The organism is Stenotrophomonas sp. YJH_SMC_79 (assembly GCF_059367995.1).
Genome location: NZ_JCAFRK010000004.1, coordinates 1 through 25782 on the forward strand (window position 1 = coordinate 1; position 25782 = coordinate 25782).

Here is a 25782-nt window from a genome sequence, read left to right on the forward strand (position 1 = left end):
CTTGTCGATGGCGATGGCCTGGCCGGCATTGGCGCCGACCTGGAACAGCTGGCTGGAGAACGTGCCGTCCAGCAGCTTGGTGCCGTTGAAGTCCGACTGCTTGGCGACGCGGTCGATTTCCGAGACCAGCTGGGTCACTTCAGCCTGCAGCGCCTTGCGGTCGCTGGCCGAGTTGGTGGCGTTGGAGGCCTGCACCGACAGCTCGCGGACGCGCTGCAGGTTGTTGCCGATTTCGGTCAGCGAACCTTCGGCGACCTGGGCCAGCGAGATGCCGTCGTTGGCGTTGCGGATGGCGACGTCGGTACCGCGGATCTGCGTGCCGAAGCGCTCGGAGATCGCCAGACCGGCGGCGTCGTCCTTGGCGCTGTTGATGCGCGAACCGGAGGACAGGCGCTGGATGGTGGTGGCCAGCGAGCTGCCGCTGGTGCTCAGGTTACGCTGAGCATTCAACGACATCGTATTGGTGTTGATGACTTGTGCCATGAGGAGAGGTCCTTGAGCGGTTGCACGTGAGTTGGGTTAGACGCCCCCGACGTGCCCCGGGGGCGGCTCATGTCAGCGCTGCAACAGGCTGAGCACGTTCTGCGGTACCTGGTTGGCCTGGGCCAGCATGGCCGTACCGGCCTGCTGCAGGATCTGGGTGCGGGTCAGTTCGGCGGTTTCCTTGGCGAAGTCGGTATCGCGGATGCGGCTGCGCGAGGCCGACAGGTTCTCCGAGGAGGTCTGCAGGTTGGCCACCACCGAGGTGAAGCGGTTCTGGATCGCGCCAAGGTCGGCGCGCACGCTGTTGACCGACTCGAGGGCCTTGTCGACGATCGACAGCGCCTTCTGCGCGCCCTCGGCCGTGGTGACGTTCAGGTCCTTGACGAAGTTGGCCGTGGCGCCGGTCAGCAGGCCGCCGTCGGTGCTGGTCTGGGTCAGGCCCAGGCCGGCGATGGTCGCGGCGGTGGCGCCGGCCGGCGGGGTTGCGGCACTGACGCCCAGGGTGAAGGTCTGGCCGTCCTTGACCGAGGCCAGGCTGATCACACCGGCATTGACCGAGGCCATGACGCCGGTTTCGCCCAGCTTGTTGTTGATCGCGGCGGAGGTGGCCGAGGTGATCGATTCACCCGCCTTCACGGTGAAGTCGTTGATGGTGACCGTGGTCGCAGTGCCGCCCGGCGGAGTCACCGAGATCTGCAGGCCGGAGTAGGTGGTGTCGGCGGTGGCCTTGTCGGCCGCGGCCAGGCTGGTGCCGGTGTAGCCGTTGGCGAAGGTCGCCGCGCCCAGCGAATCGGCCTTGGCGTTGACCACGCTGTTGATGGCGATGGCCTGGCCGGCGTTGGCGCCGACCTGGAACAGCTGGCTGGTGAAGGAGCCGTCCAGCAGCTTGGTGCCGTTGAAATCGGCCTGCTTGGCGACGCGGTCGACTTCCGAGACCAGCTGGGTCACTTCAGCCTGCAGGGCCTTGCGGTCGCTGGCCGAGTTGGTGGCGTTGGAGGACTGCACGGCCAGTTCACGGATGCGCTGCAGGTTGTTGCCGACTTCGCTCAGCGAACCCTCGGCGACCTGGGCCAGCGAGATACCGTCGTTGGCGTTGCGGATGGCCACGTCCAGACCGCGGATCTGCGTGCCGAAGCGCTCGGAGATCGCCAGACCGGCCGCGTCGTCCTTCGCGCTGTTGATGCGCAGGCCGGACGAGAGGCGCTGGATGGTGGTAGCGAGCGAGCTGCCGCTGGTGCTCAGGTTGCGCTGAGCGTTGAGCGACATCGTATTGGTGTTGATTACCTGTGCCATGGGGTCGTCTCCTCTTATATGGAACCCGTTGGTGAATGAAACGAAGCGCCGCCTGTTTTTTTGTGTGGCTGTGTGCTTCGCTGTTGCCAAATGAATAACGGCGCTTTGTCAACAACCTTTAGCCGTGAATTCCGTCGAAGCTGAAATTCGGTGCCGGAGGCAGTTTTCCCGGGGTTTTTCAGCCCTGGTCGGGCGTGAAGGCAACCCCGGAAGGGGCGGTTGGGCATGCCCAACCAGCGCTGATGAAGGTATCGGCGGGGCAGGGCCGGGCTTGATGGGAAATCACGGAAAATGCGCCGGCGCAGCTTTCCGGCAGCGGCGGACCGCGCCGGGCGAGCGCGACGGAACGGGCACGCAGGAACGAAAAAGGCCGCGATGCAGGGCATCGCGGCCTTCAGAGGGTGACGCTTGGGAAGCGTCAGCGGATCTTGTTGAACAACGACATCGACTGCATCTGCGAGAAGATCGTCTGTGCCGCCTGCAGTGCGGTGCTCTGCAGCTGGTACTGGCTCAGCGCATCGGCGTAGTCCAGGTCGCGCATCTGGGACAACGTGGTCTTCAAGGTCACGCTGTTGGCTTCGCGCATGTCGGCGGCATTGTCCAGTGCTTTCAGCTGCGCACCGCCGGCCGCACGCGAATCGATCATCCGCTCCGACGCACGGGCCACATCGCGCAGGGCGCTCTGCAGTTCGTTCTGCTGCGCGCTCATCTTCGCGGTGGTACCGGTGTCGGCATCAAGCGCGGCAATCAGCTTGTCCATGGTGTCGAAGATGTCGCGGCTGGTTGCCGGCTTCACATTGAAGCTGTCACCGGCAGCAGGTGCGCCGGTGATCTGCAGGCGTACACCGTTGACTTCCACGTTGTCACCGGCCTTGAACGTGCCGGTGCCGGTCACGTTGCCAGCGCCGTCCAGTACCTGGTACTGGTCGGCGGCGGTGAAGCGGATGCTGAAGGACTGGCCGTTCCAGCTGTCGCTGCCATCGCGGGTGATGTTGGTCAGCACGCCGTTGCCGGTATTGCCGGCCGCGGCACCGCCATCGACGAAGCCGTCGCCGGTAGGAATGCGCATGAAGATTTCACTGCCGGGCAGGGCATCCCGCACATAGGTGTCGGGGCCGACTTCAATCTGGCGCTGGGTCTGGTCGCCACGGTAGACCACCTTGCCATTGATCTTGGCGAACGGCGGATCGCCATCGTTGGTGCCGCCGAACACGTAGCGGCCGGTGCCGTCGTCGGCGTTGGCCAGCGACAACAGGCCCTCGCGGATCTGGTTCAGTTCGGTGATCAGCGTTTTCTTGTCGGCGGCGCCCAGTGCCGGATTGCTGGCCTGGATGGTCAGGTCGTTGACACGCGCCATCAGGTCGTTGACCTGGGCCAGGGTGTTCTCCTGCACCCCCAGCCGGTTCTGCACGTTGCCGGCATTGAGTTTCATCCGGTCCAGTGCGGCCAGACTGCGGTCAAGCCCAACCGCCGCACCAGCGGCGACCGGATCGTCCTTGGCGCTGACGATCTTGCTGCCGGTGGCGATCTGCTGTTCCAGGTGGCTGAGCTTGGCCTGCTTGGCCATCATCAGCGACACGGACTGGTTGAACATCATGCTGGTGGAGATACGGCTGCTCATCGGCGGACGGCTCCCAGGATGGTCTGGAACATGCTGTCGGCGGTGGAGATCAGCTGCGAGGCGGCCTGGTAGGCCTGCTGCAGGCGCAGCATGTCGGCCGCTTCCTCGTCCAGGTTGACGCCGGACACTTCATCGCGTGCTTCCTGCGCCTTGTCATTGATCACCAGCTGCGCTTCCAGCGAATACTCGGCCGAGCGGGCGGCTGCACCGACCTGGGTGGTCAGGCCGCCCAGAGCGCCATTGAGGGTGACTGTGCCACTGTTGAACGCCTTGGTGCTCTCCACCTTGGACAGCCTGGAGGCGTTGCTGTTGTCCGAAGAGCCCGCCGGGGTCGGAGTGATGTTGAAGGTGTCGCCGACCTTCGGCGCACCGTCCAGCACGAAGCTCCAGCCATTGGCGCTGATGGTCTGGCCGGGCGTGTAGGTCTGCGGCGGGCCACCATCGATGGTGTAGGTGGTGGCCGAGGTGAACACGATCGCGGCCGGATTGCGCAGGTTGGCGTTGGTCGAATCGCTGACGGTGACACCGTTCAGCTTGCCGGTGCCGGTGTTGGACGTCGCCGCCGCGCCCTTCACCGCCGCTGCGGCGGCGATGCGCGAGGGATCGGTGATCGCCACTTCCATGCTGCCAGCCACGCCTGCGGTCGGCTGCAGCAGGAAGCGGTCGTTGGCTGCCGGGGTACCGCCGACCACCAGCTTGACGCCGTTGATCACCAGTGGATCGGCGGCCGTGCCGGTGCCGGTCAGCGGAACGTTGGCGCCGGTGTCGGCACGGCTGGCCTTCCAGTTGCTGCCATCGAACTGCAGCACCACGTTCTGCGCGTCCAGCTTGCCGAGGTCGCCGTAAGTGGCGCTGAGGCTGGCGGTACTGGTGTTGGCATTGTTGGCGGTGACGCGTGGGTTGCCGATGTTGAAGAAGTCCCCCCCCAGCTGGCCATACAGGTCCACGCCCTGGTGATGCACCTGGTTGAAGCTCTCGGCCAGCCCTACCGCCAGCTTGCCCAGTTCGGCCTGGGCGGGCGTCAGCACGGTGTCGCGGAACTCCAGCAGGCCGCCGATCTGGCCACCGACCGCCTTCGGGTCCAGCCGGATGGTGTTGCCCTGCGTTTCCAGCGCCAGCTGCAGCCGCTCCGGCTGGTACGGGTCGGCAACGGTGGTGACCTTGGTCGCCGTGGTGCCCACCACCAGCGCGTTTCCGCCGGCGGTGTAGACATTCATGATGCCGCCGTCCTGGATCACGGCGGTGCCACCGGTGTAGCCGATCAGCTGGGTGATCAGCTGGTCGCGGCGATCGAGCAGGTCCGGTGCGGCGGTAGCGATGTTGGTGCCGATCGCACCGTTGATCTGCGCGATCTCCTGCGCCAACCGGTTGACCTCGGTAGCGCCGGCCAGCAGGCCGTTGTTGACCTCGCTGTTGAGGTTGTTCAGGTGCGTGTTGAGCTGCACGAAGCGGTTGGCCAGGGCCTTGCCACCGTCCAGCATGTTCTGGCGGTCGGCGGTGCCGGCGGCATTGGAGGACAGGCCGCTGACCGAATCGAAGAACTTCGACCAGACGCCGGACACGTTGGTTGCCGCGTCGGAGAACAACGAATTGACCCGGTCGGCCATGCCGGAGAGCTGCTTCAGGCGCGCCAGCTCGCCGCTGCTGTCGAGCAGGCGCGAGATCGCCAACTGGTCGGCGGTACGGCGGATGTCGGTGATGCGGGTGCCGTTGCCGACCGTGCCGTAGCCGTAGTTCTGGGGATCAGCCGTGGCGAAGTTGACCTTCTGCCGGCTGTAGCCCGGGGTATTGAGGTTGGCCACGTTGTGGCTGGTGGTCGCCAACGCACGCTGGAAGGCGAGCAGGGCACCGGTACCGGTGGAAAGTACGCTGGACATGGGGTTCCTCAACGACGGGTGATACCCAGCGCCGCGGTTGCGGTGCTGGCGAAGGTCTGGCCAAGGCGCGAGCCGGCGTCTGCCACGGCGTTGACGGCACGCTCGATGGTCGGTCCGCCGGCGATCGCGGCGATCTTGGCCGCGTAGCGCGGGTCGGTGGCATAGCCGGCACGCTGCAGGCCACTGGCGAAGCCCTGCACATCGGTGCCGGCCTGCAGGGCCTGCTGGTAGCGCGGGCTGGTCTTCAGCAGGCGCACGTAGTCGGCAAAGCTCTCGGCTGGCGAACTGTAGGCGCGGAAGCTGGCGGTCTCGTTGCGGCGCACGCCATCGACATACTCGTGGGTACCGGCCACGGCGCGCTGGCCGTTCCAGCCATTGGCCTTGATGCCGAACAGGTTGTGCGATGTGCTGCCGTCGGCATGCTTGATGTGGCGCTTGCCCCAGCCGGTCTCCAGCGCTGCCTGGGCGACCAGGGCGCGGGCATCCACGCCCAGCTCCTTGGCCGCACGCTGCGCGTGCTGCCAGATGCTGGCGACGAAACCTTCCGGGGTGTGCTCGCCCAGCTGGGCGACGGCGGTGCGGGTAGCCATCGCATCGGCCGGGCTGATGGCCGTGCCGCGGTTGCTGGCTGTGGCCGACCACTGATCGCTGTTGGCGGCCCAGTCCTCGCCCTGCAGGCTGCCGATGTACGGATCTTCGGTGCCCAGCGAGCGGTGCATGCTGCTGCTTTCGCGACCGGCGATCAGGTCCAGCGCCTGTTCCATCGGCGCAACCGCCGCGTGTGCGCCCGACTGGGCGCCGGCGGCCATCTGCTGCAGCAGGCGCACGGCCTGGCTGCCGTCTTCCAGCGGCAGCGATGGCGCAGGCTTGGCCGGTGCATTGAGCTGATAGGCACGACTGGCCTTGGCCGGGTCCACGCGGGTATCCAGCGCCGGGCCATCGGCGGCCTGGCCGGACAGCTGCCGGCTGATCATGCCGGACAGGCCCAGGCCCTTGCCGCGGGTCATCGCCTCGGCGATCTTCTGGTCGTACATGTCGCGGAACATCTTGTTTTCGCCGGGGAACAGCGAGTCGCCGAAGCTGGCGTCACGCATGCTCTTGACCAGCATCTGCGCGAACTGGCCTTCCAGCTGTCGCGCGACCTTGTCGATCTTGGCCGGATCGTTCTGTTGCGCCGGGTGCAGATCGAATGCGGGATTGATGCGCATATCAGATCACCTCGAGCTCGGCACTCAGGGCGCCGGCCTGCTTCAGGGCTTCCAGGATCGCAATGAGATCGCCCGGTGCCGCGCCTACCGCGTTCACCGCGTGCACGATCTCGTCCAGGGTGGTGCCGCCGCTGAACTTGAACATGCGGCTGCCGTCATTGGTGGCGGTGATGGTCGACTGCGGGCTGGCCACGGTGCGGCCGCCGGACAGCGCGTTGGGCTGGCTGACATTGGTGTTTTCCTGGATCGTCACGGTCAGCGAACCATGCGAGATCGCGGCAGGTCCGACCCGCACCTGCTGGCCGATGACCACGGTGCCGGTACGCGAATTGACCACCACCTTGGCCGGGGCGCTGCCCGGGGTCAGTTCCAGGTTCTCGATGCGAGCCAGCAGGCCGATGCGTGCGCCCGGATCGGTCGGTGCGGTGACCGCCACGGTCACGCCATCGACCGCGCGTGCCGCACCTTCGCCGAACGCATTGTTGAGCGCCGCGACCATGCGCGAGACGGTCGTGAAGTCATTGTTGTGCAGGTTCAGGGTGATCTCGCCGCCATTGGCCAGCGGGTCGGGCAGGGCACGTTCCACGGTGGCGCCATTGGGAATGCGGCCGACACTGGGTACGTTCACCGAGACGCGCGAACCATCCTTGCCCTGCGCGCCAAAGCCACCCACGATCAGGTTGCCCTGGGCGATGGCATAGATCTGGCCATCGGCGCCGCGCAGCGGGGCCATCAGCAGCGAACCGCCGCGCAGCGACACCGCGTTGCCGATCGAGGACACCGTGATGTCGATCGGCTGGCCCGGCTTGGCGAACGGCGGCAGTTCAGCGTGGATCGCCACCGCCGCCACGTTCTTCAGCTGCGGATTGACGTTCGGCGGAACGTTCACGCCCAGCTCGCCGAGCAGGTTCTTCAGGCTCTGCACGGTGAAGGGCGCCTGGCTCGTGCGGTCGCCGCTGCCGTCCAGGCCGACCACCAGGCCGTAGCCCACCAGCGCATTGCCGCGTACGCCACCGACCTGGGCCAGGTCCTTGATGCGTTCGGCGCTGGCTGGGGCTGCCACGATCAGTAGCATCAAAGCGACGAACGACGCCGCGCGTCGCTGCCAGGAGGAAGAGAAGAAGGATTTCATGGCCATACTCAGAACGGCGTCAGGCCGGAGTTGAAGAAGCGGCTCAACCAGCCCATCGCGTTGGACTGCGCGACAGGGCCGCGGCCGCCGTAGACGATGCGCGCCTCAGCCACGCGGCTGGAGGGCACGGTGTTGTCGGCGCTGATGTCGCCGGGGCGCACGATGCCCTGTACCTGCACCAGCTCGTCGCCCTGGTTCAGGCGCAGGTTCTTCTGCCCCTGCACAACCAGGTTGCCGTTGGGCAGGCGCTGCACCACGGTCACGGTCACGTTGCCCTGCAGGCGGTTGCTCTGCGCGCTGTTGCCCTTGCCGGTGAAGTCACGCGCACCCTTGGCCGTCGCACTGAGGATGTCCTTGCCGCCCAGCGTAACGGGCGCGCCGAGGATGGAGGGCGTGCCCAGGCTCAGGTTGGACTCCTTGTTGGTGGCTGTGTTGGCACTGGTCTGCGCGGTGGTGTTTTCCAGCAGGGTGATGGTCAGCAGGTCGCCGACATCGCGCGCGCGACGGTCCGAATACAACTGCAGGGTCGGGCCGGCCGCGTAGATCGCGCCGGCGGTCGGTTCGGCCTGCGGTGGCATGATCGGCTGGATCGGTGCCATTGCCGGATAGGGGCGCACATCGCCGGCAATCACGCAGCCACCGAGCAGGGCAGCCACGGCGCAGGCGAGGGCAGTGCGGGCGAAGTTGGAAATGGGCGACATGGCGGTTTCCCGGGTTGGCCGGTCAGAGCTTGTTGTTGAGGTAGCCGAGCATCGAATCGGTGGTGGAGATCGCCTTGGCGTTCATTTCGTAGGCGCGCTGGGTTTCGATCATCGACACCAGCTCTTCCACCACGTTGACGTTGCTGCCCTCCAGCGCGCCCTGCACCACGGTGCCGAGGCCGTTGAGGCCGGGATTGCCGTTCTGTGCCGGGCCGGAGGCCGTGGTCTCCAGGAACAGGTTCTCACCGCGGGCCTGCAGGCCGGCGGGATTGACGAAGTCGGTCAGGGTCAGCGCGCCCACTTCCACCGAGGCGGCGCCGTCGGCCATCTTCACGCTGATGGTGCCGTCGGTACCGATGGTCACCGACTGCGCGCCTTCGGGAATCTGGATGCCCGGCTGCACCGGGTAGCCGCTGTTGGTGACCAGCTCGCTGTCCTGGTTGATCTTGAACGAGCCATCACGGGTGTAGGCCGAGCTGCCATCGAGCATCTGCACTTCGAAGAAGCCGCGGCCGTTGACCATCACGTCCAGTGCGCGGCCGGTCTGCTGCTGGCCACCCTGTTCGAAGTTCTTGGCGGTGGCGACCACGCGCACGCCGGTACCCAGCTGCAGGCCGGTCGGCAGCTGTGTCTGTGCCGAGGAGGAGCCGCCGGGTTGGCGTACCTGCTGGTACAGCAGGTCCTCGAAGCTGGCACGGTCCTGCTTGAAGCCGGTGGTGTTGGTGTTGGCGAGGTTGTTGGAAACCACCGACATGCGCATCTGCTGCGCATCCAGTCCGGTTTTCGCGATCCACAATGCCTGGTTCATCTTCGGTGTCCTGTCTGGTGGAGCCGGCCGCGCGGTGCGGCCCTTGTCTTCGGGTGTGCAAGCGGTGTGCCAGCGCCGCATTCAAGCGGCGCCGGAATTCCGTCAGCTGCCCAGGCGCAGCAGGCTGTTGGCGCTGCGCGCGTTGTCGTCGCCGTGCTTGATCACCTGCACCTGCATTTCGTACTGGCGCTGCAGCTGGATCATCTGCACCAGCGCACCGGCGGCATCGACGTTGCTGCCTTCCAGCTGGCCGCTGTGCACCGCCGTGCCCTGCGCAGGCGCAAACGGCTGGCGCGGATCGGTGTTGCGGAACAGGCCATCCAGGCCACGCTCCAGGCGCTCGTCCGGTGCCTGCACCACCTTGATCCGTCCGACCTGGGCCATCGTCTGCGGGCCTTCGCCCTGCGGAATGATCGAGATCGTGCCGTCGGCACCGATCTCCATCGCCTGGTAGGGCGGAATGGCGATCGGGTTGTTGTTGTCATCCAGCACCGGGCGGCCGCTGGACGTCACCAGCTGGCCGTTCGGCGTGACCGACAGTGCAGCGCCGCGCGTGTACGCCTCGCTGCCATCGGTGGACTGCACGGCCAGCCAGGTGCCGGTCTGCAGCGCCAGGTCCAGCGGCTTGCCGGTGATGTGCTGCGCGCCGGGCCGGCGGTTGAAACCGGCGTCGACGTGCAGTGCATCCACCCGCGAGGCAAAGCCCGGGCCCTTGATCGGGAAGGCTTCGGTGTTGGCCAGCGCTTCCTTGAAGCCAGGGGTGTCCGAGTTGGCGAGATTGTGGCTGAGCGTGCCCTGCGCCTGCAGGGAGGCGCGGGCACCGGTCATCGCCACGTAAAGGGCTTTATCCATGCGGGAAGTTCCGAGACGGGGTCAGCAGTTCATCAACGGATGTTGATGACGGTCTGGGTGATCTGGTCCTGGGTGGTGATCATCTGCGCGTTGGCCTGGAAGTTGCGCTGCGCGGTGATCATGTTGACCAGCTGCTCGGTGAGGTCGACGGTGGAGGCCTCCAGCGAACCGGCCTGGATCTTGCCGAGGTTGGAGGTGTCCGGCATGCCGGTACGCGGCGTACCCGAGCTGAAGGTATCCACCCACAGGTTGTTGCCCTTCGATTCCAGGCCCTGCGGATTGTTGAAGGTGGTCAGCGCGACCTGGCCCAGCGGCTTGTCGGCGCCGTTGGAATAACGGGCGTAGACCACGCCGGTTTCCGACACGGTGATCTCGTTGAGCTTGCCGGCGGCATAGCCGTCCTGCTGGGTGTTGCGCAGCGCGAACTTCTCGCCGTACTGGGTCGAGCCGTTGATATCCAGCGTCATGTTCAGTACGCCCGCACCCGTGGTCGGGGTGAAGGTGCCGAGGCTGACCTTGCCGTTGGCCGGCGCGGTGAGCTTGCCACTGTTGTCGAAGGTGACCGGGGTCGGTGCGCCAGCCGGCTGGCCGTCCACGTAGTTGCGCACGGTCCACTCGTTCGGGTTGGCACCCTTCACGAAATAGGAGACCTGGATGTGGCTCACGCCCAGCGAGTCGTACACCGTGATGCCGCCGCTGGAGTGGTTGTAGCTGTTGGAGTCGGTCGGGTCGAAGGTGGTGACGGTCGGCTGCTTGGCGTTGGCCGGCAGGGTGAAGCCGACCTTCACTTCGCTGGTCTGCTTCGGCGGGCTGTCGGTGGTCAGCAGCTGCAGGTCGACCATGCGGCCGGCATCGAAGTTGGTGCCGTCTGCATTCGGCGCGAACACCTGCAGGCGCGCTCCCTGCGGGTTGACCACGTAACCCGATGCATCGGTCTGGAAGTTGCCCGCGCGCGAATAGACCCGGGTGCCGTTCATGTTCATGGTGAAGAAGCCCTCACCGGAAATGGCCATGTCCAGGCTGCGGCCGGTCTGTTCGTTGTGGCCCTGCTTGAACTGCTGGGCAACATTGGAGACACGGACGCCCGAACCCACGGCGTTCTTCGACAGGCCGTAACCGGTGGCCGAGAACAGGTCGGCGAACTCGGCGCGCGATTCCTTGAAGCCGGTGGTGTTGACGTTGGCGACGTTGTTGGCGGTGACGCTCAGGTCGGAATTGGCGGCATTGATGCCGGACAGCGAGACATTGAAGCCCATGGGATGCTCCTGGTAAGTGCGGGGTGTGCGGCTCAGCTGACGCGGAGCACGTAGTCGATCGGGGCCGTGCCCAGGCCCTTGAGGTTCAGGTACAGGCCGTCGGAACCGACGGTCACGCTTTCCACCGGTGCCTGCACGTAGGTGGACAACTTGGTGCTCTTGCCGGCGGTGTCGACGTGGTTGGCGACGATGGAGTACTTGCCCGGTTCCATGCGCTTGCCGTTGGCGTCCTTGCCGTCCCACTTGAAGGCGGTTTCGCCGGCGGCCTTGGCTTCCACGCTCAGCGAAGTGACCTTGGTGCCGTTGGCATCGGTGACGTCGACGGTGATGATGCCGGCCGAAGGCGCGGCCACCGTGCCTTCAACGCTGCCTTCCTTCTCCAGCACCAGCTTTTCCGACGGCACCAGCACCTGGTGGCCGACCAATGCGGCACCGCGCAGCACCTGGTCGCTGGCCATCGATTCCTGGAAGCCCTTCACCGTCTTGTTCAGATCGGTGATGCCCTGCACGGTGGACATCTGCGCCATCTGCGCGACCATCTGCGTGTTGTCCATCGGCTTCAGCGGATCCTGGTGCTGCAGCTGCTCGGTCATCAGGCGCAGGAAGTCGGCCTGGTCCAGCGTGTTCTTCTTCTTCGTAGCGTTGCTGTTCGGGGCGTTCAGGCCGAGTGCGGCGTAGACGTCCTGATTGGTCTGGTTGTTGACGGCGGTGGTCATGGCGGTATCCGGTACTGCGGGCCTCAGCGGCCCATGGTCAGGGTGGCCAGGGCCAGTTCCTTGGCGGTGGTCAGCATCTCCACGCCGGCCTGGTAATTGCGCGAGGTCGAAATCAGGTTGACCATCTGCGCCACCGGATCGACGTCGGGCTGGTAGATGTAGCCGTCGGCGTCGGCCAGCGGATGGCCGGGCTCGTAGCGCTTGATCGGCGCCGCATCGCTCTGGGTGATCTCCTTGACTTTCACCGAGGTGATGTTCGGATCGTTCTTGCTGGTGACGGCCTGGAAGATCGGCTCCAGCGGCTTGTACACCGCGTCGGCGGAGCCGGCGACGGTGTCGGCGTTGGAGAGGTTGGAGGCGATGGTGCTCATGCGCACCGACTGCGCCTGCAACGCGGAGCCGGCGATATCGAAGATCGGCAGGTTGCTCATGGCTTATTGCCCCGTGATCGCGGTCAGCATGGAACGCACCTTGCTCTCGACGAAGCTGAGCGAAGCGCGGTACTCGAGCGCAGCACGGCCATAGGCCGCACGCTCGGCATCGGGATCGACGGTGTTGCCGTCCAGGCTGGGCTGCACGCCGTCGCGCGCGATCTGGAACGGGTTCAGGCCACTACTGATTTCGTAGTGCTGCTCGTGGGTGGTGGCCATCAGGCCGTTGGCATCCAGCCCCTGGGCATGGCGCAGGGCGGCATCGAAGTCCAGGTCCTGGGCCTTGTAGCCGGGAGTGTCGGCATTGCCGAGGTTGCTGGCGATCAGCTTCATCCGCTGTTCGCGCAACGGCATGGCCTGGGCATGGACGCCCAGGTAGTCGGTAATCAGGTTGCGCACGGTGCACTCCCACGGGAACGTTGCCCGGGAAGCTGCAAGGGGTGTGCCAAATTCGAGAGGGTAGTGCCGGCCGCTGGCCGGCTCCCCGATAGATCTGCGAATGCCGGCCAGCGGCCGGCACTACCGGATCAGTGGACGTCAGGCCGCCAACGCCACCTTGCGCAGGCGGTCCAGCACGAAGTCGGCCAGCTCGTGCGGCGAGTACTTGGCGACGAAGGCGTTGGCACCCACGCGCTCGACCATCGCATTGTTGAATACGCCCGACAGCGAGGTATGCAGCAGCACATACAGGCCGGCCAGGCCCGGATGGCGCCGGATTTCCGTCGTCAGCGTATAGCCGTCCATGGCCGGCATCTCGATGTCCGAGATGACCATGGCGTAGCGTTCGGCCGGGTTCTCGCCGGAAGCGTGGATCTGCAGCAGGTGGTCCAGTGCCTGCTTGCCGTCGGAGAGCAGGGTGGCACCTACGCCCAGCTGGTCGAGCACGCTGCGGATCTGCTGGCGGGCCACGCGCGAGTCATCCACCACCAGCACCTGCAGCTGCGGGCCGTCGGAGGGCATTGCCATCGCGGGGTCGAGCACCGCCTCGCCGCGCACCTGGGCAATGTCGGCCAGCACGCTTTCGACATCGATGACCTGGATCAGCTCGCCCTGGAAGCGGGTTACGGCGGTCAGGTAGCTCGATTCGGCGCCCAGCTCCGGTGGCGGATGGATGTCTTCCACCGCGATGTTGACGATGCGCTCCACACCGCTGACCAGGAAGCCCTGGATCGAGCGGTTGAACTCGGTAACGACCAGATAGCCGGGCGAGGTGTCGGCCTCCGGCTCGCGTTCGGGATGGCCGATGGCCAGGCCGAGATCCAGCACCGGCACCGAGCGGCCACGTACGTCGGCCACGCCGGAGAACTGGCTGGGCAGCCCGGGCACCTGGAACAGCTCCGGGCGCCGCAGGACTTCCTGCACCTTGAAGACATTGACGCCAAAAAGCTGACGTCCGCCGAGGCGGAACAGCAGCAGCGCCAGGCGGTTGTGGCCGGCCAGACGGGTCCGCTGGTCGATCCGGTTGAGCAGGTCATGGGACATGGCTGCTGTATCGGCGCTGCGGCGGCAGAACTTGAGGGTGGTGTGCCGTCCGCGTGCTCCACACCGCTTCTGTAGAGTCGACTGTCAGTCGGCTGCTCTTCGATCCGATCGCGGGAACCCCCGCACTTCGCGCGAAATCGACTGACAGTCGACTCTACCCATCCGGTCGCATCCCCGCCCCGGACTCGATCAACAGGCCCCGTCGCTCTGGCACGCCCCTTGCACGCAGCTGGGCCAGGTCCCATCGACAGGAGGCGCCATGCGCCGGGTCACATCTTTATTGGCCGTCGCGCTTGCCCTGGCCTCGCCGTGGGCGGCGGCCTCCGACTGGCAGCCCGTAGCCAGCATCCGCGCCGCAGCGCTGACGACCCTGCCGGCGGGCAGCGAGGGCGAGGCCCAGGTGGCCGATGCGCTGCGCCTGCCGAAGTGTGGCGGCGCGCTGCAGGTGCAGCCCACTGCCAACACCACGGTCGAGGTCAGTTGCCCCGACGCGGGCGGCTGGCGCCTGTTCGTGCCGGTAAAGGTGCGGCGCAACCAGACCGTGCTGGTGCTCAACCGTGGAATCGGCACTGGAGAAACCCTCACCGCCGCCGATATCACGACTGCCCAGCGTGACGCGGCCCGGATTGCCGGTGCTGTGCTGGCCGATCCCAACGCGGCGATCGGTCGCATCGCCCGCCGTCCATTGCAGGCCGGGGCCCTGCTGTCGAACAACGATCTGGTGGTGCAGCGTCTCATCAAGCGAGGAGACAGTGTGGCCCTGGTGTCACGTCGCGGCTCGGTCGAGGTCCGCATTGCCGGTCGCGCGATGGGCGATGCCGGTGAGAATGAACGGGTCTCGGTGGAGAACCTGTCCTCGCGGCGGATCGTGCAGGGCACGGTCGACGCCGCAGGTGACGTAATCGTGGCGCGTTGATTTACCGCAAAATATCCCTAAAGATCGCGGCCCTGAGGCCGTTATCCCTTGTGAACGGCAACTCCAGGACACCCCATGAGCCAGAAAATCGACGGCAACCTGCAGGTCCCCCAGGCACTGCGCAGCGTGACGACCCCGGCCAGCAAGCCCGGCGTCAGCAGCGATTCGCCGGCACGCCCGGTCGAGGCAGCCGACAGCCTGCGTCTGACCGGCGAGGCCACCAATCTGCAGGCCATCGAGCGTGAGCTGACCACCGCCCCGGCGATCGACGCCCAGCGTGTGGCCGCCGTGCGCGAGTCGCTGCAGAACGGCACCTACAAGATCAATCCGGACGCGATTGCATCGCGCATGCTCGATCTGGACCAGCAGCTGCAGGGATGACCGCAGCGATGAGCGAGCCGCTGCAGCGTCTCGCCCAGGCCCTGGACGTTGAGCGCCAGGCCCTGGTCGAGCACGACGTGCACGCCCTGATCCGTGCCACCGGCGCCAAGCTGGAGGCGTTGCGAGCGCTGGAAGGCGCACCGCCGGTCGGCGAGGGCGAACTGCTGCAGGAACTGGCCGAGCGCAACCGCGCCAACGGTGTGCTGCTTTCGCGGCGCCGGCGCGAGGTCAACTGGGCACTGCGCCAGTTGGGCCGTACCGAAGACGCCTCGGCCTATGACGCCAAGGGCCAGTCACACACCGTTACTGCCCGCCGCCCACTCGCCGTCGCCTGACGCGACGGCGGTCGCACTACCCACCCCCGCGGGCTGAAGCCCGCTGCGTGACCGCGTATATTGGGCGCCTGTTCGAATGCCCCGAGTCGCCGTGTCCGCTGCCAACGCCCTGGTTACCGCCCCCCTTCCGCCGCAGCCGGTGCTGCAGGCCCTGCTTGAGCGCCTGCGCGAAGGGCTGCTGCTGTTCACTGAAGACGGGCAGGTGGCGCTGGCCAATCCGGCCGCGCAGAACCTGCTGGCCGGCGGCGGGGAAGGTTCATTGCCGCCGCCGCAGCGGCTGCGTGAACTGCTGCCCCCCGATGCGCTGGAACAGGCGCGGCAGCATGGTCACTGGAATGGCAGCCTGCCGCTGGGAGAGGGGGTGGTCATCGCCCACCTTTACCACCACGGTCCGGTGGGCCAGGGGCACTTCCTGGCGTTGTTCCGCCATATCGAAGGGCAGGAAGACTACGAGCGCGAGCTGCAGCAGCGCCATGCGGAGCTGCGCCAGGCCTACCTGCGCCTGAACGGCACCCAGGAGAAGCTGCTGCAGTCGGAAAAGATGGCCTCGATCGGCCAGCTTGCCGCGGGCGTTGCGCACGAGATCAACAACCCGATCGGCTACGTGCACTCCAACCTGGGCAGCCTGCAGGAGTACCTGCGCAGCCTGTTCACGGTGATTGAAGCCTACGAACGCGCCCTGCGGGCGCCGGACCCGAAGGCGTTGATTCCGGAAATCGACGATATCCGTGACCGCCTGGACATCGATTTCATCAGCCGTGACCTGCCGCAGCTGATGGCCGAATCGCGCGAAGGCATCGAGCGGGTCACCCGCATCGTGCGTGACCTGAAGGACTTCTCGTATTCCGGCCGCGACGAATCGTGGAAGCTGGTCGACCTGCATGCAGGGCTGGAATCGACCATCAACATCATCTGGAACGAGCTCAAGTACAAGGTCACCCTGCATCGCGAGTTCGGCCAGCTGCCGCTGGTGGAGTGCCTGCCGTCGGAGTTGAACCAGGTCTACATGAACCTGCTGCTCAATGCCGGCCACGCCATCGCCGAGCGCGGCACGATCACCGTGCGTACCGGTGTCGACGGTGACCAGGTGTGGGTCGAATTCGAGGACACTGGCGGAGGCATCTCGCCGGAACTGCGGCAGCGCATCTTCGATCCGTTCTTCACCACCAAGCCTGTTGGCAGCGGCACCGGCCTGGGCCTGTCGATCTCCTACAGCATCATCAACAAGCACCATGGCCGCATCGACCTGGACAGTACCCCGGGCGTCGGTTCGCGCTTCCGCGTGGTGTTGCCAGTGAAGCAGCCGCGCTGACCGCTTCCGGTCGTGCCGGCCGCTGGCCGGCAACCTCATTGAACCCGATATCCAGAGCAGCCGGCCAGCGGCCGGCTCTACCAGAGGGGATCATCACCGCAACGGGCGATCCTCACCGCCATCTCCGCTTTCCACCGGCGCCGGACCGGCGTTGCTGCGGCGCTGCTCCTCATAGGTGCGGAACGCCTGGTGGATGTGCTTGCGCAGCTCATCGTCGTTCCAGGGTTTGGTCAGGAAACGGTAGATCGCACCACGGTTGATCGCGTCGGTCACGGTGTTCAGATCGGTGTAGCCGGACAGCACCAGGCGGATCGTATCGGGGTACAGCATCTTCACCCGGCCCAGGAACTCGGTGCCGCTCATGTCGCTCATGCGCTGGTCGGACAGGATCACCTGCACGTCGTTGATCGCCAGCAGGTCGAACGCATCGCGCACGTTGCCGGCCGCCAGGATGCGGTAGCCGTCGCGGCGGAACAGGCGCACCAGCGAGCGCAGCACGTTCTCCTCGTCATCCAGCAGCAGCAGTGTCCGGTCCGGGCGCGTTTCGGCGAAGGCTTCCGGGCGCAGGTAGCGTCGGCGCAGGGTCATGCCGGCGGCATCGGCCGACATCGGCTCGCCGAACAGGTAGCCCTGGAACACGTCGCAGTCGTTGCGGCGCAGGAAACCCAGTTGGGCCTGCGATTCCACGCCGTTGGCGATCACGGTCATGCCCAGCTGGTGGCCCATGGCGATGATCGCGCGGGCGATGGCCGCCTCGCGGTTGCCGGCTGGCGCGCTCTTGATGAAGCTGCGGTCGATCTTCAGCTTGTCCACCGGGTAACGCACCAGCGCGCTCAGGCTGGAATCGCCGGTGCCGAAGTTGTCCAGGCTGAGGCTGATGCCTTCGTTGCGCAGGTTGGCCAGCGTCTCGTGCACGAAGTTGACGTTGTTGGTCAGCGCGCTTTCGTTGATCTCCAGCGTCAGCATCTGCGCCGGCACGCCTGCAGCCTGGATCAGGCCCATGACTTCAGCGAAGAAGTTCGGCCGCAACAACTGCAGGGTGGAGACGTTCACGGCGATGGTGAAGTCGTCGAAGCCCTGGTCGCGCCACAGGCGGGCCTGCTTCAGTGCGCCTTCCAGCACCCAGGTGCCGATCTGCACGATGATGCCCAGCCGCTCGGCGGTGCGCATGAAGCGCTCCGGCACCAGCATGCCCAGCGTGGGGGACTGCCAGCGCAGCAGCGCCTCCATGCCCACCACGTGGCCGTCGCGGGCACTGACCAGCGGCTGGTAGCGAAGCTTCAGCTCGCCATTGGGGATCGCGTCGACGATCTGGCGCGCGATGATGCTCTCGCTGTGCGCGCTCGGCGGGGTATCCACTGCGTGGATGCGCACCGCATTGCCGCCTTCGCGGGCCGCCTGGTACAGCGCATCCTCGGCGTGGTCGAGCAGGCGCGAGGTGCTGCTGGCATGGTCCGGGCACAGGCTCACGCCCAGCTTGCCGGTCATGAACAATGTGTACGGCAGCACCGACAGGGGCAGCTCCATCTGCTGCCGGATCTCCTCGGCGAAGTCCTCCGGCAGCGGCACGTCGGCGGTGCGCGGCACCGCGATCAGGAACTCGTCGCTGCCATGCCGCCACAGTTTGCCGCGGCCGCGCAGGTAGGACTGCAACCGCTGCGCCACCAGCACCAGCGCCTGGTCACCTACCTCGGCGCTCATGTTCTCGTTCACCGAAGCGAAGTGGTCGATGTCCACGTGCATCAGCATCAGCGCGGTGCCGCCGGAGGCCGCCTCGGCGACCATCGCCTGCAGCTCGGGGTTGCCGGCACCGAGGCGGTCGGGTGCATCGTCGATGCTGACCGGGGGCTGGTTGGGATTCCACATAGGCTCAGTATTCCGGTGAATCGACGGCAGCCATGCTGGCCGCCTGGTAGGGGAGGTGGACGTCGATCAGGGTGCCTTCGCCATGTGCGGATTCGATCCGCACATGGCCGCCGACACTCTGCGCACGCTCGCGCATTACGATCAGGCCCAGGCCGCGCGGACCGTCCGGGTCGAAACCCTCGCCGTCGTCGCGGATCTGCAGGTGCAGGCCGCGCTTGCCGACGTCGCGCAGCTGAAGTTGTACCTGGCTGGCGCGCGCGTGCCGCAGCACATTGGTCAGGCTTTCCTGGGCGATGCGGAAGCAGGCCTGTTCGATACTGTTGTCGGGGCGGTGCGGCAGGGGCTCGATCTCGGCCAGCAGTTCCACCGGCGACGAACGGAACAGCACCCGTGCCTGCCAGCTCAGGGCTGCTTCCAGGCCCAGCGCGTCGAGCTGCGGCGGACGCAGCAGGGTAGAGATGTCGCGCAGCTTGGCCACCGTGGTGTCGGCCAGGCTGACGATCTGTGCCAGGTCCTCGCCGCGGCGCTGTGGATCATGCTCGTCCTGCGCCGCATGGGCGGACAATTTGATCGCCGTGATCGCCTGGCCGATGTCGTCATGCAGGTCGCGCGAGATCGCGCGGCGTTCGTCCTCCTGCAGCGAGAACAGCCGGCCGGCCATCGCCTGCAGTTCGCGGTTGCTGGTTTCCAGTGCACTGCGCGTCCGTTCGGAATCGCTCAGGTCACGCACGATCAGCAGCTTGCAGTCGCGGCCGCCGTAGCGCACCTCGCCGACCGCCAGGCCGGCATGGAAGCTGCGCCCGTCTGCGCGCTGCATGGCCACCACGCTGCTGTGGCCGGGGCCCAGGTGTGGCTGCCCGGCGCGCAGCTGGCCGCGGACGCGCGCCAGATCACCGGCAGCGACCAGCGCCGACAGCGGCTCACCCAGCAGGGTGTGGCTGCCATAGCCGAACAGGCTGGCCGCCCAGGCATTGGTGTACAGCACGTGCTCATCGGAGAGGATCACCACGCCATCGGGCAGTACCCGCACCAGCTCGCGGAACTGTTCTTCGCGCTCGCGCAGCAGGCGTCGCGACTGCTCGCGCTCGGTCACGTCCTGCAGGGTACCCAGCACGCGGCCGCGACCGGACTCATCGACACCACTGGCGGCTCGCAGGTGCACCATCAAGGCGCGGCCATCCATCGACAGCAGGGGCAGCAATACGTCCACCTGCACCGGATCACCCGAGCACAGCTCGGCCAGCAGCTGCTCGGTCTGGGTGGCGGTGGCGGGGTCGGCGGGCACCAGCAGCTCATCGAAGCGGTGCCAGCGGCGGGCTTCCGGAGGCCGGCGGCCAAGCAGGCGGTAGACCTGGTTGGAATAGCGGCCCATGCCGGTGGATGGATCCAGTTCCCAGGCGCCGATGCGCGCCAGCTCGTGGGCTTCTTCGACCCGGGCCAGCGCCTGGTCGCGGCGCAACTGGGCCAGGTCTTCGGCGGTGCGGTCGATGGCGATCAGCAACCGGGCATTGTGGCCGTCATAGCTGATGGCGTTGGAGCGCAGTTCCATCTGCCGCAGCGAGCCGTCGCGCAGCTGCAGCTGGGTCCGCAGGACGCACAGCTCCTCGGGTGCTTCACGGATCGCCTCCAGCTTGGTCTGCAGCGCCTGATCCTGGCCGGGTGGCCACAGCGAGTCGATGGTCTGCTCCAGCAGTTCATCGCGCTCCCAGCCGAATGCGCTGCAGGCCGCCGGATTCGCGTCGAGGATCGCCAGCGTGTCCAGGTCGTAGACCAGGATCGGGCCGGGGTTGCCCTCGAACATCTGCCGCAGGCGCAGCTCCGAGGCCTGCTGGCGCGCATGGGTGTGCAGCACGTGCTCGGCCAGCGGTCGCAGCAGCAGGTACAGCAGGCCGGCACTGGCCAGTGCGAAGAACGAGCCCTTCACGCTCTGCCACATCGCCGCCTGCTGCGGATCCGGCACCAGCGCCTGCACGGCACTGTCGGAGGCGATCATCCAGGCCAATGCCATCACCAGGTAGCTCAGCACCACCCGCCGCCGGTCGCGGCTCAGCGCCTGCGCCATCCGCGGGTCGGGAACAGGGGCGGTGCCGGTCGGTTCTGCAGGCATGGACGGGCTGGATGAAAGGGGCGCTGGCCATCTTACCGCGCGGGTGTGCCCTGACCACTCAATTATCCGCCGCAGGCGCCGTTAACCACTGCGTGCCCCGCTGACGGGCGTGTCATCCGGAGCAAGATCGCGTGGACCAAGGGATCATCGCCAGCCTGCTGCAGCACCCGCTTGCGTCGGCGCTGGTCATCGTCGACCGCACGGGCCGCCCGCTGGCGGCCAATCCGGCTGCGCGCGAGCATGGCCTGCCGGCCACCGTGGCCGCCTATGCGCCGATGCTGGAGGATCTGCGCCTGATGGCGGCCGATGGCGGCATCGTTGCCTGCACGCTGCCGGGTGGCCCGCACGGGCACTACGACGGCCACCTGCGCGCTGTGCATGATGGCGCCGGCAATCTGCTGGCCTTCACGTTGAGCATTCCCGAGCCGGTTCCGCTCGGCGGCGGTGGGCGCTGGGAGCTCGCGCTGGACAGCGCCGGCCACAGCCTGTGGGACTGGGACATTCCCAGCGACCGCGTGGTGCGCACCCCGGCACTGGGCGATGAAACCGCCACCGAGATACTGGCGCGCGTGCACAGCGAGGACATCGCCCAGGTGCGGTTCGCACTGGACGAGCATCTGCGTGGGCTGAGCGAGCAGTACAGCGCACAGTTCCGTTTCCGCCAGGCCGATGGCCAGTGGCGCTGGGTGCTGGACCGGGGCCGCGTGGTCGCGCGCACCGCCGATGGTCAGCCGTTGCGCATGGTCGGCACCCATACCGATATCGAGCAGCAGAAGCAGCTGGAAGGGCTGCTTCAGGAACAGCAGCTGCACCTGAGCGAGGCCCAGCGCATCGCCAGCATGGGCAGCTGGTCGTTCGACCCCAACAGCGGTCACTTCTGGTGGTCGCCGGAGCTGCGTTCGCTGCTGGCGCTGGAGCAGGGCGCCGTGCCCGGCCAGCGTCGCTGGCTGAAGCAGCTGCACCCGCGTTCACGTGGTGCACTGCGTGCGGCCTGGCGGCGGCTGTGGCGCGATGGCCGCGCCGCCAATCTCGAGCTGGAACTGACCCGCGGCCCTGAGCCATCGCAGCACCTGCGGCTGTGGATGCAGCCACTGCTGGACATGGACGGACAGCCCAAGCGGTTGCTCGGACAGGTGCAGAACATCACCGAGCAGCACCAGACCGATGCGCTGATCCGCTGGCGCACCGAGCTGCTCAACCGCGTCTCCGCGCTGGGCCGCATCGGCGGCTGCGAGATCGAGGTGCAGACCCGGCACATGCAGTGGACCGAGGAGTGCTACCGCATCCACGGCCTGCGCAAGGAACCGATCACCCTCGACCAGGCGCTGGCGTTGTATACCGAGGATTCACGCAACGCCTTCGACGCGGCGTTGGGGCGCATCGCCGATGGCGGGCTGCCCGAGCAGCTGGACCTGTGCTTCTATCGCCAGTCCGGCCTGCGCGTCTGGGTGCAGGTGCTGATCGAACTGGACCGCCGTGATGGGCTGCCGCCGCGTTTCGTGGTGCTGTTCCGTGACATCACTCGGGAGCGCGAGGCCAACGAGCGCATCGAGCTGCTGGCCCATTACGATCTGCTCACTGGCCTGCCCAATCGCGTGCTGCTCGGCGAACAGACCGCCGAAGCCATCGAAGAGGCGCGCGACCGCGGCACATCGCTGGCGATGTTGTTCATCGATCTGGATGGCTTCAAGACCATCAACGACAGTTTCGGCCACGCCACCGGCGACGCCCTGCTGAAGGCGGCCGCGACCCGGCTGCACCAGAACCTGCGCAACAACGATCTGTTTGGCCGCTTCAGTGGTGATGAATTCATCGTGGTGCTGCGCGACCTGGCCGAGCCGGAGGATGCGGGCCATGTGGCACGCAAATTGATCGCTTCGTTGGCCGAGCCGCTGCGCCGGGGCGAAACAACGTTGAAGGTGGGCGCCAGCGTCGGCATTGCGATGCTGGGTGACGCACAGACCGACTTCGATTCCCTGCTGCGTGCCGCCGATGCGGCGATGTATGCAGCCAAGGAAGCCGGCCGCAATACCTACCAGTACTACAGCCAGGACGCGCTGGCCCGCATCCAGCGCAAGCTTGAGCTTGAGCATGCCCTGCACGGTGCCATCGAGCGCGAAGAGTTCAGCCTGGCCTACCAGCCGCTGCTGCATGCCCATCACGGCGAGCCGCCGGCGATCGAGGCGCTGCTGCGCTGGCACCGACCCGGGATTGGCTATTGCAGTCCGGCCGAGTTCATCCCCATCGCCGAGAAGTGCGGCGAGATCGTACGGATCGGCGACTGGGTACTGAATGAGGCCTGCCGCCAGGCCACGGCCTGGGACCGCGCTGGTCTGCGCTTCGACCGCATCGCAGTGAATGTCTCGGCGGTGCAGCTGCGTGACCGCGGCTTTGCCGAGCGCGTGATCGAAATCTGCCATGCCCATGGCTGGGCACCGCAGCGGTTGGAGCTGGAGCTGACCGAGTCGGCGCTGATCCGTGACACCGACATCCTGCGCCATTGCTTCGATGTGCTGGAACGGCACGGCGTACCGCTGGCGGTGGATGACTTCGGTACCGGCTTCTCCAACCTCAATTATCTCAACCGCTTCCCGGTCGGGCGCCTGAAGATCGACCGCAGTTTCGTGCAGGGCATGCTGCATGATTCGGGCACGGCCGAAGTGACCCAGGCCATCGTGCACCTGGGTCACGCGCTGGGCATGAAGGTGGTGGCCGAGGGCGTGGAAACGCACCAGGAAGAAGACATGCTGCGCCGCCAGGGTTGCGACGAGATCCAGGGCTACCTGTACTCGCGCCCGCTCAGCCCGCGTGACCTGGCGCAGTGGCTGCGCCAGCCGCAGCCGGCGCCGATGCGCACCGACGCCAGCGGGGAAGTGGTGCTGGTGCGCTGACAACCCGACGTTGATAGGTGCCGGCACTTCGCGATCAACCACGCATGGCGTGGATCTGCTCAAAGAGCCAGCATCTGGTAGTTGCCGACCTTGGTCGGCATGCACGGCGGTTCGCCCGCTCAAGTGTCCGCCGTCAGCGACGCTGCGCAAGCTCTGCGAGCACATCCAGCGTCTTACGTTTTACCAAACTGCCCAGCCGCCAGCCGTGCTCTGACACCGACTCCTTCGAGCTGTAAATCTCTCCGTCGCCCAGCGACCCCAACATCTCACGGGCTCGCCAGAACATTGGCTCCTCGTCCTCGGTCAGGACATCCAGTTCGAGATCATCCAATGTCAGCAGGAAGTTGTGCAGTCGTCTGTTTCTTATGGTGTTGCTTGTTGGGGAGGTCATCAGTGCAGACGCGCATAGATAACCTTCATATGGTTCAAATGTGAGTTCGACGCCAGTACGTTCGCCACAGATCAGCATCTGGCCGAATGGCGAGATCGCATATACGTGAAAGTCATCCTTGTCCCGTAGCGTGCTGCCTGCCAGAAAGGCGTCGAGGACGGTATCGTACTGAGCAGGATCGACCATCGTCAGTCGATCGTCGTGATAGCGCGCGAGACCGTCGCGCTGCCACAGTGCCAGCAATGCGTCCGGAAACCTGCCCTTCCAGAGTGCCAGCATGGTGTCAGTAACCGGCGATCCTGGAGTGCTGGCGCAGAGTTGATCCAGAAGGCTCTTCACGATGGGGCCGGAAGCGTCGGAATCCGAGACTGCCGAGCAACTGTCCAGGTGGTCCTTGGCTTCTGAATCTCCAGGCAGCAGGTCGAGAAATGTCAGCATGATCTCGGCTCGCGCAAGCTCCTCGCTCAAGTCCTGGGTTGAAATGACAACAGCATCGTCTCCGCAGGCGACTAGCAACGTTCCCGCCGGAAGGCTTTGCCATGGTTCGTTCAGTACAAGATAGCGCTCGGATGAGTCGTCAACATCAGCGTCCAGGATGATGACCTGTGGACCATCCTTCACACACCCGGCGGAGATCTCGACAGTTGCATCGGTCACACCTGCATCAGGATCGGTCACATCTACAGGTGCGGAGTAGGGCTGTTGAAACTCGCCGAAGGACTGGAGCGCCTGGTGAAGGGCGAGCAGGGAGTCGGGATCTACGGCAAGCGGTTCTGAAGCAACCGGGAGCTGCAAAGCGAGTGAAAGGCAGAGGGCGGCGCTGGTCATTGGGCTGATCTGAACCGGAATCGGCCCTTTACGATGAAGGGCCGAGCGCTCACGATCCATGAAAACAATCCGAAATACAGGCATCGCGGGGCATCATTCACGCACGGCGTGGATCTACCGACGGCGCCGAAGTTGGTGGGTGCCGACCATTGGTCGGCAATGATGATGGTGCTCGCAATCATCCACGCCGACGACGTGTGCGCCTTTATTAGGACAGCATCCCCGTGTGAGGTGCTTTGGCAACCTGGCTTACGCCCACCGATGGGAGAGGGTGTCGATCTCCCTCCACATCTGAGGTTGTTCAAGGGAAAATAGGGGGGGAGAACCATCGCCTCTACTTCGGTTGCAGTGCAGTGAACGGAGTTGGTTGCGTTCACTTTGCTCCAGTTCCCAGGGATCCCGTAGATGAAGAAGTGCTGCTCAAAGTCTGCCGAATTCAGGATCTCGTGTCGTCCAATGATCCGCCAGTCACCACTATCGTCAGTTTTCCTGTCGAAGAGTGAGTAGCTGTCCAGCACAACTGGATTCATCAAAGACTGGGCTTGCTCCAGACCGGCAACAGCGACCATTGGTTCTTCGCAACGGACTTCAAAGATGTTGGCTGTGTGACCAAAACTGACATCTGAAATGATCTGTCCGAAGTAGTAGAGCCCATCATTTCGAGTGAAGCAGAACACGTCACCTGGTCGAATGAACCGAAGCATGGTTCGGCGCTTCCTGGTCCAGCCATTGAGCGATTCACTGGCGGTCTCACTTTCCTTCTTCATGCTCTTGCGTGCTGGCGTCGCCATGGCTTCTGCCTCGTCGTTCGGCTCCAAGGAAGTCGAGTGTTGAGGGTGGCCGTGGCGGGGTCCATGCAAACAATCCGAAAATCGTGAGTCGCGGGGCATCATCC

At 65.9% G+C, this 25782-nt stretch carries 23 protein-coding genes; 5 read left to right on the forward strand and 18 right to left on the reverse strand.

All coding sequences use genetic code 11. The features are described from left to right. The 14 genes from AC5P57_RS15290 to AC5P57_RS15355 form a co-directional block, all read right to left on the reverse strand. On the reverse strand, nucleotides 1–483 hold a 483-nt coding region (locus AC5P57_RS15290), incomplete at its 3' end, for a flagellin N-terminal helical domain-containing protein (protein ID WP_495219652.1). A gap of 72 nt (nucleotides 484–555) precedes the next feature. Continuing rightward, nucleotides 556–1776, reverse strand: coding sequence for a flagellin (locus AC5P57_RS15295; protein WP_495219653.1), 1221 nt, complete (start codon nucleotides 1774–1776; stop codon nucleotides 556–558). A 418-nt stretch (nucleotides 1777–2194) separates the two neighbouring features. Then, on the reverse strand, nucleotides 2195–3397 hold the full coding sequence (gene flgL, locus AC5P57_RS15300) for a flagellar hook-associated protein FlgL (protein ID WP_049432134.1): 1203 nt from the start codon (nucleotides 3395–3397) through the stop codon (nucleotides 2195–2197). Then, nucleotides 3394–5274 carry a flagellar hook-associated protein FlgK gene (flgK, locus tag AC5P57_RS15305; RefSeq protein ID WP_262235169.1) on the reverse strand — a complete coding sequence of 627 codons (1881 nt, stop codon included), beginning with the start codon at nucleotides 5272–5274 and terminating at the stop codon, nucleotides 3394–3396. Before flgK ends, flgL begins: the two co-directional genes overlap by 4 nt. An 8-nt stretch (nucleotides 5275–5282) precedes the next feature. Further along, nucleotides 5283–6482: a flagellar assembly peptidoglycan hydrolase FlgJ gene (gene flgJ / locus AC5P57_RS15310; RefSeq protein ID WP_262235168.1), complete on the reverse strand. Its 1200-nt coding sequence runs from the start codon at nucleotides 6480–6482 to the stop codon at nucleotides 5283–5285. A 1-nt stretch (nucleotide 6483) separates the two neighbouring features. Next, nucleotides 6484–7620, reverse strand: coding sequence for a flagellar basal body P-ring protein FlgI (locus AC5P57_RS15315; protein ID WP_099552275.1), 1137 nt, complete (start codon nucleotides 7618–7620; stop codon nucleotides 6484–6486). A gap of 2 nt (nucleotides 7621–7622) precedes the next feature. Then, a complete protein-coding gene (gene flgH, locus AC5P57_RS15320) occupies nucleotides 7623–8315 on the reverse strand; it encodes a flagellar basal body L-ring protein FlgH (protein ID WP_106549947.1) in 693 nt (230 codons plus the stop codon). A 22-nt stretch (nucleotides 8316–8337) separates the two neighbouring features. Continuing rightward, nucleotides 8338–9123 carry a flagellar basal-body rod protein FlgG gene (flgG, locus tag AC5P57_RS15325; RefSeq protein WP_495219654.1) on the reverse strand — a complete coding sequence of 262 codons (786 nt, stop codon included), beginning with the start codon at nucleotides 9121–9123 and terminating at the stop codon, nucleotides 8338–8340. A gap of 102 nt (nucleotides 9124–9225) precedes the next feature. Beyond that, nucleotides 9226–9975, reverse strand: a complete 750-nt coding sequence (locus AC5P57_RS15330; RefSeq protein ID WP_099552273.1) for a flagellar basal body rod protein FlgF — start codon at nucleotides 9973–9975, stop codon at nucleotides 9226–9228. Nucleotides 9976–10007: 32 nt separating this feature from the next. Further along, nucleotides 10008–11231: a flagellar hook protein FlgE gene (gene flgE / locus AC5P57_RS15335; RefSeq protein ID WP_099552272.1), complete on the reverse strand. Its 1224-nt coding sequence runs from the start codon at nucleotides 11229–11231 to the stop codon at nucleotides 10008–10010. A 32-nt stretch (nucleotides 11232–11263) separates the two neighbouring features. Then, complete coding sequence (locus AC5P57_RS15340) at nucleotides 11264–11947, reverse strand: flagellar hook assembly protein FlgD (RefSeq protein ID WP_262235167.1); 684 nt, start codon at nucleotides 11945–11947, stop codon at nucleotides 11264–11266. Between the two features lie 23 nt (nucleotides 11948–11970). After that, a complete protein-coding gene (flgC, locus tag AC5P57_RS15345) occupies nucleotides 11971–12378 on the reverse strand; it encodes a flagellar basal body rod protein FlgC (RefSeq protein ID WP_033835497.1) in 408 nt (135 codons plus the stop codon). Between the two features lie 3 nt (nucleotides 12379–12381). After that, complete coding sequence (flgB, locus tag AC5P57_RS15350) at nucleotides 12382–12777, reverse strand: flagellar basal body rod protein FlgB (RefSeq protein WP_099552270.1); 396 nt, start codon at nucleotides 12775–12777, stop codon at nucleotides 12382–12384. A gap of 138 nt (nucleotides 12778–12915) precedes the next feature. Further along, complete coding sequence (locus AC5P57_RS15355) at nucleotides 12916–13860, reverse strand: chemotaxis protein (protein WP_005409577.1); 945 nt, start codon at nucleotides 13858–13860, stop codon at nucleotides 12916–12918. A gap of 259 nt (nucleotides 13861–14119) precedes the next feature. On the opposite strand from AC5P57_RS15355, the gene flgA reads away from it, so the two are divergent. The 4 genes from flgA to AC5P57_RS15375 all read left to right on the forward strand — a co-directional run bounded on the left by flgA (nucleotide 14120) and on the right by AC5P57_RS15375 (nucleotide 16804). After that, nucleotides 14120–14776 carry a flagellar basal body P-ring formation chaperone FlgA gene (flgA, locus tag AC5P57_RS15360; RefSeq protein ID WP_099552268.1) on the forward strand — a complete coding sequence of 219 codons (657 nt, stop codon included), beginning with the start codon at nucleotides 14120–14122 and terminating at the stop codon, nucleotides 14774–14776. 75 nt (nucleotides 14777–14851) lie between these two features. Next, nucleotides 14852–15157, forward strand: coding sequence for a flagellar biosynthesis anti-sigma factor FlgM (flgM, locus tag AC5P57_RS15365; protein WP_006444133.1), 306 nt, complete (start codon nucleotides 14852–14854; stop codon nucleotides 15155–15157). Further along, complete coding sequence (locus AC5P57_RS15370; protein ID WP_262235166.1) at nucleotides 15154–15492, forward strand: flagellar protein FlgN; 339 nt, start codon at nucleotides 15154–15156, stop codon at nucleotides 15490–15492. Before flgM ends, AC5P57_RS15370 begins: the two co-directional genes overlap by 4 nt. A gap of 91 nt (nucleotides 15493–15583) precedes the next feature. After that, entirely contained in the window at nucleotides 15584–16804 is a 1221-nt protein-coding gene (locus AC5P57_RS15375) for an ATP-binding protein (protein ID WP_099552267.1), read from the forward strand. A 93-nt stretch (nucleotides 16805–16897) separates the two neighbouring features. Here AC5P57_RS15375 and AC5P57_RS15380 read toward each other — a convergent pair whose 3' ends face one another. After that, entirely contained in the window at nucleotides 16898–18670 is a 1773-nt protein-coding gene (locus tag AC5P57_RS15380) for an EAL domain-containing protein (protein ID WP_032127372.1), read from the reverse strand. Between the two features lie 4 nt (nucleotides 18671–18674). After that, the gene (locus tag AC5P57_RS15385; RefSeq protein WP_262235165.1) at nucleotides 18675–20777 is read right to left on the reverse strand and encodes a sensor histidine kinase; all 2103 of its coding nucleotides are present in this window, start codon (nucleotides 20775–20777) and stop codon (nucleotides 18675–18677) included. Between the two features lie 131 nt (nucleotides 20778–20908). Between AC5P57_RS15385 and AC5P57_RS15390 the strand changes: the two genes are divergently transcribed. Next, a complete protein-coding gene (locus tag AC5P57_RS15390) occupies nucleotides 20909–23668 on the forward strand; it encodes a bifunctional diguanylate cyclase/phosphodiesterase (RefSeq protein ID WP_262235164.1) in 2760 nt (919 codons plus the stop codon). Between the two features lie 133 nt (nucleotides 23669–23801). Here AC5P57_RS15390 and AC5P57_RS15395 read toward each other — a convergent pair whose 3' ends face one another. Both AC5P57_RS15395 and AC5P57_RS15400 read right to left on the reverse strand, forming a co-directional pair. Further along, the gene (locus AC5P57_RS15395; protein WP_262235163.1) at nucleotides 23802–24947 is read right to left on the reverse strand and encodes a GAD-like domain-containing protein; all 1146 of its coding nucleotides are present in this window, start codon (nucleotides 24945–24947) and stop codon (nucleotides 23802–23804) included. Further along, nucleotides 24884–25654 carry an Imm26 family immunity protein gene (locus tag AC5P57_RS15400; RefSeq protein ID WP_495219655.1) on the reverse strand — a complete coding sequence of 257 codons (771 nt, stop codon included), beginning with the start codon at nucleotides 25652–25654 and terminating at the stop codon, nucleotides 24884–24886. The genes AC5P57_RS15395 and AC5P57_RS15400 overlap by 64 nt, the downstream gene beginning before the upstream one ends. Between the last annotated feature and the right edge of the window lie 128 nt (nucleotides 25655–25782).